The organism is Piscinibacter sp. PDB1-1 (genome assembly GCF_056675995.1).
Genome location: NZ_JBWVZJ010000003.1, coordinates 225,162 through 238,026, shown reverse-complemented (window position 1 = coordinate 238,026; position 12,865 = coordinate 225,162). Strand labels below are relative to the sequence as shown.

13 protein-coding genes are annotated in these 12,865 nt (G+C 65.5%); 2 read left to right on the top strand and 11 right to left on the bottom strand.

Annotated elements, in window-relative coordinates; genetic code table 11:
• Positions 1–87 precede the first annotated feature (87 nt).
• Positions 88–1,347 (top strand): putative Na+/H+ antiporter, encoded by a 1,260-nt coding sequence (locus tag AC1KAR_RS17060; RefSeq protein WP_480319852.1) that lies wholly within the window; start codon positions 88–90, stop codon positions 1,345–1,347.
• 129 nt (positions 1,348–1,476) lie between these two features.
• Here the strand turns inward: AC1KAR_RS17060 and AC1KAR_RS17055 are convergent, their stop codons facing one another.
• The 10 genes from AC1KAR_RS17055 to AC1KAR_RS17010 all read right to left on the bottom strand — a co-directional run bounded on the left by AC1KAR_RS17055 (position 1,477) and on the right by AC1KAR_RS17010 (position 11,010).
• On the bottom strand, positions 1,477–3,249 hold the full coding sequence (locus tag AC1KAR_RS17055; protein WP_480319851.1) for a TRAP transporter large permease: 1,773 nt from the start codon (positions 3,247–3,249) through the stop codon (positions 1,477–1,479).
• Positions 3,246–3,860: a TRAP transporter small permease subunit gene (locus AC1KAR_RS17050; RefSeq protein WP_480319849.1), complete on the bottom strand. Its 615-nt coding sequence runs from the start codon at positions 3,858–3,860 to the stop codon at positions 3,246–3,248. The genes AC1KAR_RS17055 and AC1KAR_RS17050 overlap by 4 nt, the downstream gene beginning before the upstream one ends.
• Before the next feature lie 183 nt (positions 3,861–4,043).
• A complete protein-coding gene (locus AC1KAR_RS17045; RefSeq protein WP_480319847.1) occupies positions 4,044–4,391 on the bottom strand; it encodes a protein tyrosine phosphatase family protein in 348 nt (115 codons plus the stop codon).
• Between the two features lie 9 nt (positions 4,392–4,400).
• Positions 4,401–4,847, bottom strand: coding sequence for a GatB/YqeY domain-containing protein (locus AC1KAR_RS17040; RefSeq protein ID WP_480319845.1), 447 nt, complete (start codon positions 4,845–4,847; stop codon positions 4,401–4,403).
• Between the two features lie 74 nt (positions 4,848–4,921).
• The gene (gene rpsU / locus AC1KAR_RS17035) at positions 4,922–5,134 is read right to left on the bottom strand and encodes a 30S ribosomal protein S21 (protein ID WP_047503026.1); all 213 of its coding nucleotides are present in this window, start codon (positions 5,132–5,134) and stop codon (positions 4,922–4,924) included.
• Between the two features lie 175 nt (positions 5,135–5,309).
• Complete coding sequence (locus AC1KAR_RS17030) at positions 5,310–6,524, bottom strand: BaiN/RdsA family NAD(P)/FAD-dependent oxidoreductase (protein WP_480319843.1); 1,215 nt, start codon at positions 6,522–6,524, stop codon at positions 5,310–5,312.
• Between the two features lie 20 nt (positions 6,525–6,544).
• On the bottom strand, positions 6,545–7,525 hold the full coding sequence (locus AC1KAR_RS17025) for an NAD(P)H-dependent flavin oxidoreductase (protein WP_480319841.1): 981 nt from the start codon (positions 7,523–7,525) through the stop codon (positions 6,545–6,547).
• Positions 7,522–9,213, bottom strand: a complete 1,692-nt coding sequence (locus AC1KAR_RS17020) for a class I adenylate-forming enzyme family protein (RefSeq protein WP_480319839.1) — start codon at positions 9,211–9,213, stop codon at positions 7,522–7,524. The genes AC1KAR_RS17025 and AC1KAR_RS17020 overlap by 4 nt, the downstream gene beginning before the upstream one ends.
• 4 nt (positions 9,214–9,217) lie before the next feature.
• Positions 9,218–10,042, bottom strand: a complete 825-nt coding sequence (locus AC1KAR_RS17015) for an enoyl-CoA hydratase (RefSeq protein WP_480319837.1) — start codon at positions 10,040–10,042, stop codon at positions 9,218–9,220.
• A gap of 17 nt (positions 10,043–10,059) precedes the next feature.
• Complete coding sequence (locus AC1KAR_RS17010; RefSeq protein ID WP_480319835.1) at positions 10,060–11,010, bottom strand: hypothetical protein; 951 nt, start codon at positions 11,008–11,010, stop codon at positions 10,060–10,062.
• Between the two features lie 136 nt (positions 11,011–11,146).
• On the opposite strand from AC1KAR_RS17010, the gene AC1KAR_RS17005 reads away from it, so the two are divergent.
• Positions 11,147–11,965, top strand: a complete 819-nt coding sequence (locus AC1KAR_RS17005; RefSeq protein ID WP_480319834.1) for a crotonase/enoyl-CoA hydratase family protein — start codon at positions 11,147–11,149, stop codon at positions 11,963–11,965.
• A gap of 18 nt (positions 11,966–11,983) precedes the next feature.
• On the opposite strand, the gene nadC is transcribed toward AC1KAR_RS17005, so the two are convergent.
• The gene (gene nadC, locus AC1KAR_RS17000; RefSeq protein WP_480319832.1) at positions 11,984–12,850 is read right to left on the bottom strand and encodes a carboxylating nicotinate-nucleotide diphosphorylase; all 867 of its coding nucleotides are present in this window, start codon (positions 12,848–12,850) and stop codon (positions 11,984–11,986) included.
• Between the last annotated feature and the right edge of the window lie 15 nt (positions 12,851–12,865).

Genomic DNA, 12,865 nt, shown 5'->3' with positions numbered 1-12,865 from the left:
CCAGCCCCGCCTTGGCGGGGCTTTCTTCTTTTTGCGGCACCATCGGCACCTTGGCCCCGCGCGCTCATTTCACCCTGCATTGCCACCATGAATCCATCGGTCGTCCAGATAGTCGGAACAGTCATCTTCGCCATTGCGGTGCTGCACACCTTTTCGACCACGATGTTTGCGACGCTGGCCAAGGTGTACCCGCGTCACGAGGGCGTGTTCCACCTGCTGTCCGAGGTCGAGGTGGTGTTCGGCTTCTGGGCCATGGTGCTGATGCTTTTCCTGTTTGCAGCGGAAGGCAAAGAGAACGCGACCCACTACATCGACTCGCGTGACTTCACCGAGGCGCTGTTCGTTTTCTCGATCATGGTGGTGGCCGGTAGCCGGCCGATCCTGGCATTGGTCGGGCGGTGCGTCGACGTGCTGGCGCGGCTGCTGCCCATACCCAATTCGATCGCGGTCTACTTCCTGTCGTTGTCGCTCATCCCGCTGTTCGGCTCTTTCATCACCGAGCCTGCTGCCATGACGCTCGGCGCGTTGATGCTGCGCGACCGAATCTTCACCAGGCCGCTGCCCGAGCGCTTGAAGTACGCCACGGTCGGCGTCCTGTTTGTCAACGTGTCAATCGGCGGCACTCTGACAGCCTTTGCTGCGCCACCGGTGCTGATGGTCGCCACGCAGTGGAAGTGGGACTCGATGTTCATGCTCCAACAATTCGGTTGGAAAGCCGCCATCGCCGTGCTTGTGAACGCCATCGTGCTCACGACGCTGTTCTACCGGCCGATCGTGAACTCGGTCAAGTTGGAGATCAACCACGAACGCGGCGGAACCCCGTTCAGTGCCATGCTCGCCTCGAGCCTCTTCTTGCTGGGCATCGTGATGTTCTCGCACCATCCGGCTGTGTTCCTGGGTCTGCTTCTGTTCTTCCTGGGTTACAGCGCCGCCTATCCGCGTCACCACGACACGTTGATCCTGCGCGAGGCGCTGCTGGTGGCCTTCTTTCTCGCGGGTCTCGTGGTTCTCGGTGGTCAACAGCAGTGGTGGCTGCAAAGCGTGCTCTCGTTCATGAGCGCCGATGCGGTCTACTACGGCGCTACGGCGCTGACGGCCGTCACCGACAACGCGGCCTTGACCTACTTGGGCTCGTTGGTCCAGGGGCTGACGGACGAGTTCAAGTACTCTTTGGTGGCTGGTGCTGTCACTGGTGGTGGGCTCACGGTGATTGCCAATGCGCCAAACCCTGCTGGCAACTCGATCCTGCGTGGTGTCTTCCAGCATGGCGCCATCCGCGCCAGTGGCTTGTTCCTGGCGGCACTGCCACCCACCTTGGTCGCCATCGCCGCCTTCCGCTGGCTCTGATCGCGGCCCGCGAGTAGACCCTCAGGCGCAGCACCGCGTTCGAGCGGCACATGTGACAAGGGCCAGCCGGGTGATCCGGGCTGGCCCTTCGTGCGAATGTCGCCGGCTTGTGCGGCGGACCACGCAGCGCTACTTCTTCTTGTCGTCCTTCATGGCGTCTTCGAGCGCCTTCATCGGGTCGTCGTCTGCGCTGCTCGGCGCAGCTTCGGGCTCGGATGCCGAGGGATCTGCGGGCTCCGCCGATGGGGCTTCCGGCGCACCCATCTCTTCCTTGAACTGGGCGTCATCGTGCATGCGCAGCTCCTGGAACGCCTTGTCGGCGTCGATCGTCGCCTCTTTCGTCAGCCCGCTGGAGACCATGCCAGGGAAGGCGATGATCAGGCCGACCATGATGATCTGAATCACCACGAACGGCACGGCACCCCAGTAGATCTGGCCGGTGGTGACCTTTGCGATCGGCTTGTTGGTGACCTTGTCGACGTAGTCTGCGTTGGGCGCGACGCTGCGCAGGTAGAAGAGCGCGAACCCGAACGGTGGATGCATGAACGATGTCTGCATGTTCACGGCCATCAGGATGCCGAACCACACCAGATCGATGCCCAGCTTCTCGGCCACGGGGGCGAGCAGCGGTATCACGATGAACGACAGCTCGAAGAAGTCGAGGAAAAACGCCAGCACGAAGATCAGGATGTTCACCACGATCAAGAAGCCGAGCTGGCCGCCGGGCAGGCTGGTCAGCAGGTGCTCGACCCACCTCGGGCCGTCCACACCCTGGAACGACAGGCTGAAAACGGTGGAGCCGATCAGGATGAACAGCACGAAGCACGAGAGCTTCATGGTGGTGTCCATCGCCTGGCGCAACAGTTTCAGGTCGATGCGCTTGCGCGCGAGGGCCATGATCAGAGCGCCGGTCGCGCCCATCGCACCGCCTTCGGTCGGCGTGGCGATGCCAAGGAAGATCGTGCCGAGCACCAGGAAGATCAGCGCCAGCGGCGGAATCAAGACGAACGTCACGCGCTCGGCCATGCGCGAGAGCAGATTGAGGCGCGTGACCTTGTTGATGACGGCCAGGACAAAGGCGATGCCCACGCCAACGCACATCGACACCACGATCAGCTCGTCGGTTGGCGTTTCTGCCGGGCGCGACTTGGCGAACGCCAGCGCGCTGCCCACAGAAAGGATCGCGAGCACGATGAGCGAACGCATGCCGGACGAGCCGTCCGGCTCGCGGATCGTGCGGGCCTCTGGCGGCAGGGCCGGAGCCCACTGAGGGCGCAGCACGGCGATGCCCACCACATACAGCAGGTACAGACCCGTCAGGACGAAGCCAGGGATGAACGCGCCTTTGTAGAGGTCGCCCACGCTGCGACCGAGCTGGTCGGCCATGACGATCAGCACCAGCGAGGGCGGAATGATCTGTGCGAGCGTGCCCGACGCAGCGATCACGCCGCTCGCAAGGCGGCGGTCGTAGCCGTAGCGCATCATGATGGGCAGCGAAATCAGGCCCATCGAAATCACCGAGGCGGCCACCACCCCCGTGGTGGCCGCCAGCATGGCACCCACCAGAACGACGGCAATGGCGAGCCCGCCACGAATGGGGCCGAACAGCTGGCCGACGGTGTCGAGCAAGTCTTCGGCCATGCCGGATCGCTCAAGCACGAGGCCCATGAAGGTGAAGAACGGGATCGCCAGCAGGGTGTCGTTCTGCATGATCCCGAAGATGCGCAATGGCAGCGCATTCATCAGCGAGGCCATGCCCGGCACGCCGATCTCGATGGCGATGAACCCGAAGAACAAGCCGCAGGCGGCGAGCGAGAACGCGACGGAGTAGCCGAACAGCAGAAAGACCACCAGGCTCGCGAACATGATCGGCGCCATGTTGGCGCTCAGGAACTCGATCATTTCGTGCTCCCTTCGGCCTGCGTGCGCGCAGCAAGGTCCTGCTTCTGCAGGAACTCGGCGAGCTCCTCTTCAGCACTCTTCGCGCCGGCCTTCTGGGTCGGGTCTGGGATCAGGCCTTTCAAGAAGGCCACGCGCTTGATCAGTTCGCTGATGGCTTGCAGACCCAGCAACGCCAGGCCGGCGGGGAGCAATGCGTAGACCGGCCAGCGGATCAGGCCGCCCGCGTTCGACGACACCTCACCGCTTTGGTAGGCGCGAACGACGAGCGGGATCACCATGTCGAACACGATCACAACGAAGGGCAGCAGGAAGACGGCCAGACCGACGATCTCGATCCAGATCTGCGTGCGCTTGGAGAAGCGCCCGGCAATGACGTCGATCTTCACGTGCTCCTGGCGAAGCAGGGTGTAGCCGGCGGCCAGCAGAAACACCGCGGCGAAGAGATACCACTGGATCTCGAGGAAGGCGTTCGAGCTGAGGTTGAAGGCTTTGCGCATGACTGCGTTGCCTGCGCTGATGAGTACGGCCACAAGGACGAGCCAGGCCAACCAGCGGCCGATGAACTCACTGCAGCGATCTATCCATCTCGATAGAGAAAGGAGAGGGGACACGGGGTAGGGTCTCCGAGTTTTCTTCTGGGTTGACGTGGAGCCGGACAGCCTTTTGGGCTGCGTACGGCACGCAGGATCAGACCCGAATCGGCGTGCCGCCGCTACGGGTCTTTCCGCTACGTGGTTTTACGTCATGAGGCTTGCTGGAGCCTGTCATCGGCGGCCCTTGCGGCCGCCGTGAAATCACGCGGTGCCGGTGGCGGCGCGATACAGCTTGCCCGAGCGGGCGCCCGAGCGACAGAAGGCGAGGATGGGGCGCGGCATGCTGCTCAACAGCTGCGCGAAACGAGCGATCTCCTCAGGCGACTGGAAGGCGCCGTTCACGGGGAGAAAGGCGTACTCGAGGCCCGCTTCGCGCGCTGCCGCCTCGATCGAAGCGCTGGTGGGTTGCGTGGGTCCGCCCTCGAAGTCGGGCCGGTTGTTGATCACGCTCTTGAAGCCATTCTGTGCGGCCCACGCCATGGCGGCAGGTTCAAGCTGAGGGGCGACACAGACATCCGGTGCCACGGGCATGACTTGCGTTGCGTCCATCGGGTCACCTCAGCGTGAAAGGGCTTGTTTGACGGCTGCGGACACCAGGCCCATGTCCGCCTTGCCGGCGAGTTGCGCCTTGACGGCGCCCATCACCTTGCCCATGTCGGCGGGGCCGGTCGCTCCGACGCTCGCGACGATCTTGGCCACTTCGGCGTTGATCTCTTCGGCGCTCAGGCGTTGCGGCAAATAGGTCTCGAGCACGGCCAGTTCAGCGCCTTCCTTCTCGACCAGATCGGTGCGGCCGGCGGTCGTGAACTGGGCGATCGAATCCTTGCGTTGCTTGATGAGCTTGTCGACGATCGCGATCACGTCTGCGTCAGTGAGCACCACGCGTTCGTCCACTTCTTTCTGCTTGAGCGCAGCGAGGAGGCCGCGAATGGTCAGCAGGCGCGCGGAATCCTTGGCGCGCATGGCGGTCTTCATGTCTTCGGTGATCTGGTCTTTGAGGCTCATGGTGGGTTCCGCAGGAGGTAGAAACGACAAAGCCCGCGAGGCGCGGGCTTTTGCTGCTTGAGCGCCGAGGGCGATCAGTACAGGCGCTTGGGCAGCTGCATGCTGCGAATGCGCTTGAAGTGGCGCTTGACTGCAGCAGCCTTCTTGCGCTTGCGCTCGGCCGTGGGCTTCTCGTAGAACTCACGAGCGCGCAGGTCGGTCAACAGGCCCAGCTTTTCAATCGTGCGCTTGAAACGGCGCAGAGCCACGTCGAACGGCTCATTCTCTTTGACGCGAATAGAAGTCATAGATCCAGATGTTGATGCGCTCGGTGCTCACCCTCGATGTTCGCCCGGTGTCTCTGAATGGAGGTTCCGGAATCCAGGCCAGAGCTTGGACGAATCGTGGGGCAAATCGCAGCGCGGGTTTTGCCAGCAAAGACCGCGATTATATGCAGACTCCGAGGGGCCTGCAAGCACAACGTTAGTGGGTGCTCTGCGGCGGACGCGAGGCACCTAAGGCCTGCGCGCACGCATGGCCACTGGCCCACGCCCACTGGAAGTTGTAACCGCCGAGCCACCCCGTCACGTCGACCACCTCGCCGATGAAGTGCAGGCCCGGTACGCGGTTGCTTTCCAGGGTTTGGGAGCTGAGTTCCCGGGTGCTGACCCCGCCGGCGGTGACTTCGGCCTTGCGGTAGCCCTCGGTGCCCGAGGGAGTCAGCTTCCAGGCCTGCAGGCCTTCAGCGAGATCGCGCAGATCGCGGTCTCGCATGTCGGCCAGGAGTTTGTCGGCGCGGTCGGCCAGCCAGGCGTCGGCCAACCGGGTCGGCACCAGGGCGCCCAGTTCGTTGCCCAGCTTGCGTCGCGAGCCCTGCTTGCTGCGGGCGAGCTGATTGGCCAGGTCCAGCCCCGGTGCCAGGTCGATGTCCAACGGCTCGCCGGGCTTCCAGAAGCTGGAGATCTGCAGCACGGCCGGGCCGCTCAAGCCACGGTGAGTGAAGAGCAGGTCTTCGAGAAACTGACCGCCACCTTTGGCAGGGCCTGTGCGGATGCCGACCGGCAAGGACAGCCCGGCCAGAGCGGCGAACGGTGCCCAGGCCGCCGCATCGAAGGTCAGCGGCACCAGGGCGGGACGTGTGTCGACCAGCGTGTGCCCGAACTGCTTGGCGATGCGGTAGCCAAAGTCCGACGCGCCGATCTTGGGGATCGACAGTCCGCCGGTGGCGATGACGAGGCGCGCAGACCGCACCGTGCCGCGATCGGTGTCGATCTCGAAGCCTTGGGCACTCTGGCGCACGCCCTGTACACCGCAGGGCTGCCAGCGCTGCACGCCACCTTGGTCGCACTCGCGCAGGAGCATGCCGATGATGTCTTCGGCCGACTCGTCGCAGAAGAGTTGGCCCTTGTGCTTCTCGTGCCACGGGATGCGGTGGCGTTGCACGAGGGCGATGAAGTCCTGCGGTGTGTAGCGGGCCAGCGCCGAGCGGCAGAAGTGCGGGTTGGCCGACAGGAAGTTGGCGGGCCCGGCATCACGGTTGGTGAAATTGCAGCGCCCGCCGCCGGAGATGCGGATCTTCTCGGCCACCTTGGCGGCGTGGTCGATCAGCAAGACCTTGCGGCCGAGCTGTCCGGCGATGCCTGAGCAGAAGAGGCCGGCCGCGCCGGCGCCGATCACGGTGACGTCAAAGGAGTGCATGGACTCCCGAGGCTATCAGTTCAGGCCGCAGCGTCGAATCGGGCGAGGCGTTGCGCGATGATGGCGTGGGCCTCGGCCATGATGCGGTCGATCAGCTCCTTGACGGTCGGCACGTCGCGGATCAGGCCGGCGACCATGCCGCACGACCAGGCGCCGAGGTCCATGTCGCCTTCTTTCATGATGCGCGGGTAGACGCCGGCCACCTCGGTGGCAATGTCTTCGAACTTGATCGATGCGCCGAGCTCACGCTCTTTCTGAAGCAGGCGCTCGACGGCCGCATTCTTGAGAACGCGCTCGGTATTGCGCAATGGGCGCATCACGAGGCGCGTATCGAGTTCGCTGGCGGCCACGATCGCGTCCTTCACGTTCTGGTGCACCGGCGCCTCCTTGGTGGCGATGAAGCGCGTGCCCATGTTCATGCCGTCGGCGCCGAGCGCCAGCGCTGCCACGAGAGAGCGGCCGTCGGCCATGCCACCCGAGGCGACGAACGGGATCTTCAACTCTTCGGCTGCTCGCGGCAGCAGGATGAAGTTGGGCACGTCGTCTTCACCGGGGTGGCCGCCGCACTCGAAGCCGTCCACGCTCACCGCATCGCAGCCGATTGCCTCGGCCTTCAGCGCGTGGCGAACCGCGGTGCATTTGTGGATCACCTTGACGCCCGCTTCCTTCAGCGCGGGCAGGTACTTCTGCGGGTTGTTGCCGGCGGTCTCGACGGCCTTCACGCCCCCGTCGATGAGGGCCTTGATGTAGCCCGGGTAGTCGGGCGTATTGACCGAAGGCAGGAAGGTGAGGTTCACGCCGAAGGGCTTGTCGGTCATCTCGCGGCAACGCGCAATCTCGTTCGCCAGCAGTTCGGGGCTGCGCTGCGTGAGGCCGGTGATGATGCCGAGCCCGCCCGCGTTCGACACGGCGGCCGCCATCTCGGCGAAGCCCACGTAGTGCATGCCGCCCTGGATGATGGGGTGCTGGATGCCGAAGAGTTCAGTGATGCGGGTCTTCATGAAAGGTCCTTGGAACTGGGATGGGTGTTTGCGAGTTGTGCGAGCGCTGCCGCGCGGATCTCGCGCTTGAAGATCTTGCCCGAGGGCGTGCGCGGAAGCGGCGTGTCGGAGGTGATGATGTAGCGGGGCTGCTCGAAGCGGGCGAGCTGCCCTTCCAGGAATTGGCGCAGCGCGGTCAGGTCCAGCGAGGTGCTGCCGTGTACGGTGGCGCCCACCTCCTCGCCGAGCCGTTCGTCGGGCACCGCGTAGACCGAGGCCTCGTGCACATCGGGGTGCTTGAGCAAGGCGGCCTCGACGGCACCGCAGCCGATGTTCTCGCCGCCGCGGATGATGAGGTCCTTCAAGCGGTCGACGATGTACAGGTAGCCCTCGTTGTCGATGATGGCGCCGTCGCCGGTGCGAAACCAGTCGCCATCGAAGGCCTGCGCGTTGGCGTCGGGCTGATTCCAGTAGCCGGTGAACACCGAGGTGCCGCGCACCCACAGTTCACCGCGCTCGCCGCGGGGTAGCACCCGACCCGATTCGTCGGTGACTCGAAGTTCGAGCACCTGCGAGCAGTGGCCCGAGCTGCTGGGGTGGGCGACGTAATCGGCGCCCACGATGCCGGCGCCGATGGCGTTGGTCTCGGTCATGCCCCAGCCGAGGTTGGGGGCGCACTGGGCGAAGGTGTCGTCGATCTGCCGCACCTGCTCGGGCGCGCGTGGGGCGCCACCACCACCCAGGGAGGCGAGCGTGGCCAGGCTGTAGCGGCCGCTCTGCGCCACGCGCACGAGGTCGCCGGTGACGGCGGCCGGGCCGGTGAGCGAAGTCAGCAGCTCGCTATCGATCAATTGGGCAGCCTTGTCCGCATCCCAGCGGTACATGCTGACGAGGCGGCGCTGCAGGCGGTAGCTGCCAAGGAAGGACGAGTGCAGTCCCGTCACATGAAACAGCGGTACCGCCAGCAGCGTGCCCGGCTGCTCGGTGGGGACCGGTCGCTCGACGCCGGCCACCTTGTCGAGGATGGCGTAGTCGAGTTCCCACGAGAGCAGCGCCGACAGCACCATGCGGTGGGTCGACGGCACGCCCTTGGGGCGGCCACTCGAACCCGACGTGTACAGCATGATCGCCAGGTCGTCGGGCTGCATGGCCACGGCTGGCATCGGCACCGCGCCGACCGGTGCAAGCAGCGTGGTCAGGTCGCGCACGCCCGGCGGCAGGCGGTCGGCGCGCACCGAAAGCACCTGCAGGCCGTCGACGGGTCGCTGTGCGAGGCGGTCGAGCCGCTCCTGGTCGGCCAGCAGCACCTTGGCGCCGCAATCGACCAAGGCATAGGCCATCTCGTCCGATTGCCAGTGAGCGTTCATCGCCACCGCAATGGCGCCGATGGACGTGATGGCGCTGAAGGCGATCATCCACTCGGGGTAGTTGCGCATCGAGATCGCGACGCGATCGCCCGCCTTGATGCCGCAATCGTGCACGAGCACGTGGCCGACGCGCGAAGCCTCTTGCCAGGCCTCGCGGAAGGTGAAGCGCTCTTGCTCGTAGGCCAGGAAGGGCAGGTCGGACAGGTAGGTCTCGTAGTAGTCGCGCAGCGTGGGCGGGGCGTTCTTGAACGCACGCACCTTGCGGCCGTTGGCGACGATGTCGATGAGCTCACCGGGTTGCCCCGGTGCGGTGAGTTCGGCGATCGCTTCTGCGCGCAGCATGGCTTCAGCGCCCGTTGAAGACCGGCTCTCGCTTCTCGACAAAGGCCCGCGCCGCTTCCTTGTGGTCGTCGGTCTGGCCGCAATGGATGTGGTGCGTGGCTTCGAGGTCCAGGCATTCATCGACCTCGCCGCCCATGGCGCGGTTGAGGTTCTCCTTCATGTAGCGGTACGCCACCGACGGGCCCTTGGCGAGCCGCTGCGCGATCTCGTTCGTGCGTTCGGCCAGCTTCTCGGGCTCGCTCACCCAGTTGGCGAGGCCCAGGCGCAGGGCTTCGTCCGGCGTGACGCGGTCGCTCAGCATGTAGAGCTCACGCGCCTTGGCCGCGCCGATGAGTTGCGTCATGAAGTAGGTGCCGCCGTAGTCGCCGGCGAAACCGACCTTGGCAAAGGCCGTGGTCATGAAGGCGCTGCTGCTCATCAGGCGCAGGTCGCAGGCCATGGCGAGCGACAGGCCGGCCCCTGCGGCGGCGCCAGGCAGCACGGCCAGGGTCGGCTTGGGCATCTTGAAGAGGCGGCCTGCCGTTTCGCGCTGGCTGTAGCGCTGCTGGTGGATGGCTTCGTCGATCGTGCGCTGGCCCACGGTGCCATCGCCGGCTGCGGCCATGCCTTTCACGTCGCCGCCGGCGCAGAACGCCTTGCCGGCGCCGGTGAGTACGACCACGCGTACGTCGCGGTTGAACTCGGCCGCGACGAGCTGATCCTTCATCGCCTGCAGCATGGGCCGCGACAGCGCATTGCGCGCATCGGGGCGGTTCATCGTCAGCGTGAGCACGCCGGCTTCGAGCGTGGCCTGCAGGTCCGGGGTGCCGGTGTCGAGTGTTGTCGTCATGAGCGGTGTCTCCAGAGTCACTTCACGAGGCCCAGTTCGCGGGCGTCCTTGTCGTAGTCGGCGTACGAGGCCTTGAGGGTTGCGCTGTTGAGAATCATCTCTGCAGCCAGGGTGCGCGTGCCGGCCACATACACCTGGGTGCGGATCCAGCACGATTCGGTGCGGGCACTCTCGCTGAGCGCGATGATCTCGCGTTCAAGGTCGTAGGCTTGATCGACGAACAGCGGGCCGTTGACGAGGCGGATCTGCTGGCCCGCGAACAGGCCCACTGCCGGCTGCTTGCCCTTGAAGCCTGCCAGGTTGGATGTGCTGCCCAGCAGCACACTGATCATCTCGATCGGGATGATGGCGCGGCCCCAGGGCGACGACGCACCACCTTCGCGGGTGTACCAGGGCGAAGGCTCGGTGATGACCTTGAGCTTGCTGGCCAGCGTGAAGGGGTAGTAGTCGCCCATGTGCTGCTCGAACCCCATGGTGATGGTTTCCTTCGCGGCGCCGCGCTGGCCCACCTTGAGGTCGCGGTTGATGACGAGCCCGGTCGCGGGGCGCAGCTTGCCGATGCGTTGCGGGATCTCGTGCTGCGATTCGGGCACGTCGCCGACCGAGGCGGTTCCGGTCAACACGGGCGTGCCGTCCTTCTTCTCGGCCCAGATGCGTGCGAGCTTCTCGTTGCCCTGGGGCGGTTGCACGAAGGCGCGAACCTCTTCGCCTTCGACCACCATGTTCTGGTAATGCGCGCTGATGCAGCCTTGCTCGAACCACGCTTGCCCGAACAGCTTGAACAGCAACGGGTCGAACTGGCTGAAGTGCGTGGGGCCCTCAATCGGGCCGGCCTTCAGGCCGAGCTCGCCGGCGGTCTTGTCGTCATGGATCGAGAGGTGTCCGCCGTAAGTTTGCTCGGCGAGCATCTGGCGGGGGTGGCGCAGCGGGCCGCACAATGCGGTGACGGTCTCGAACGGTGCGGACATGGTTCGCCTCTCCTGATTTTTTGTGAGAAACCGGCAGCATAGGTCGCCGGTGTGGCTGCAACAGTCACGCGGGCGTCAACACGCAGGCCTTGATTGCAGGAAGATGCAGGCCCCCCGCACAAACCCGAAGCGAAAAATGGAACTGAACGTCACCACGCCTGTGCCGCCCGAAGGGTGCATCGACACGCAAGTCGTCGGCAATGTCCTCCTGATCGGCATCAACCGCCCGGCCAAGCGCAACGGCTGGACGCCGCAGATGTTTCGCCAGTTGGGCGAGGCCTACACGCGCCTCGATGATGACCCCGAACTTCGCGTGGGGGTATTGCACGCGACGGGCGACCACTTCACCGCCGGTCTCGACATGCCTGCCGTGCAGTCGCACCTGGAGCGCGGCGAGAAGCTGATTCCCGAGGGGCTGGTCGAGCCTCACGACTTCGGCAAGCCTGGGTACCGCCGTCGCACCAAGCCCGTCATCGCTGCGGTGAAGGGCATCTGCTTCACGGTGGGCATCGAGCTGATGCTGGGCGCCGACATCGTCGTGGCGGGCGAAGACTGCCGCTTCTGCCAGAAGGAAGTGCAGCGCGGCCTGATGCCGGGCGGTGGAGCCACGCTGCGCATGTCGGAGCGCGCGGGCCTGGGTAACGCGATGCTCTACCTGCTCACGGGCGATGAGTTCGACACCCCCACGGCTTACCGCCTCAACTTCGTGCAGAAGGTGGTGCCGAATGCGCGGGTCCTCGATGAAGCCGTGGCGATCGCGCAGCGCATCGCCGAGCAGGCACCGCTTGCGGTGCAGGCCACGCGCCTGAACGCCATCAAGGCGGTGGAAGAGGGCCCGGCCGCTGCCGTGGCCGACTTCGGCGCTCTGCAGCGCAAGATCTTCGCGAGCGAAGACTGGGCCGAGGGCGTGCGCTCCTTTGTCGAGAAGCGGCCCGCCCGGTTCAAGGGGCGCTGAGGCCGGCGCCTCGGGTGCTCAGAGTCGTTCGAGCACGCGCATCGAGTAATCAGTCGCCTTCACGTCTTTCGTGAGGCGGCCGATGGAGATGCGGTCGACGCCGGTGGCGGCGATCTCGCGCATCTGACCGAGCTGCACGTTGCCCGAGACTTCGAGCAGGGCGCGGCCCGCGTTGAGCGCAACGGCCTCCCGCATGAACGGCTCGGTGAAGTTGTCGAGCAGCACGCTCGTCGCGCCCGCGTCGAGGGCTTCGCGCAGTTGCGCAAGGTCTTCGACTTCGATCTGGATGTCCACGCCCGACTGAAGCGCTTGTGCGTTGCGCAGGGCCTGGGCCACGCCGCCGGCTGCGGCGATGTGGTTCTCCTTGATCAGGATGCCGTCCCACAGCGCGATGCGCTGGTTCTGCCCGCCGCCGGCTCTCACGGCGTACTTCTGCGCCTGGCGCAGCCCGGGGAGGGTCTTGCGCGTGTCGAGCACGGCGCAGCCTCGCGGGTTGGGCGAGGCGCCCCCGATTGCATCCACGTGGCGGCGCGTTGCAGTGGCTGTGGCCGACAGCAGTTGCAGGAAGTTGAGCGCCGGCCGCTCGGCGGTGAGCAGGGCACGGGCGTTGGATTCGATGTGGCAGACCAGCGTGTCGGCGGCCATCTTGTCGCCTTCGCCTGCATGCCAGTCGATGCGCGCCTGCGGGTCCATGGCCAGAACGCAGCCGTCGAACCAGTCGCGACCACACAGCACGGCCTCTTCGCGCACCAGCACGCGGGCCTTTACGCGCTGCGTCGCCGGCACGAGCTGGGCCGTCCAGTCGTTGCGGCCCATGTCTTCCATCAGGGCGTCGCGGATGTTGCGGGTGCGCGCCTGTTCCAGTGTCTCGTTGTAGTCAAACATGTGTGAGAAGAGTAA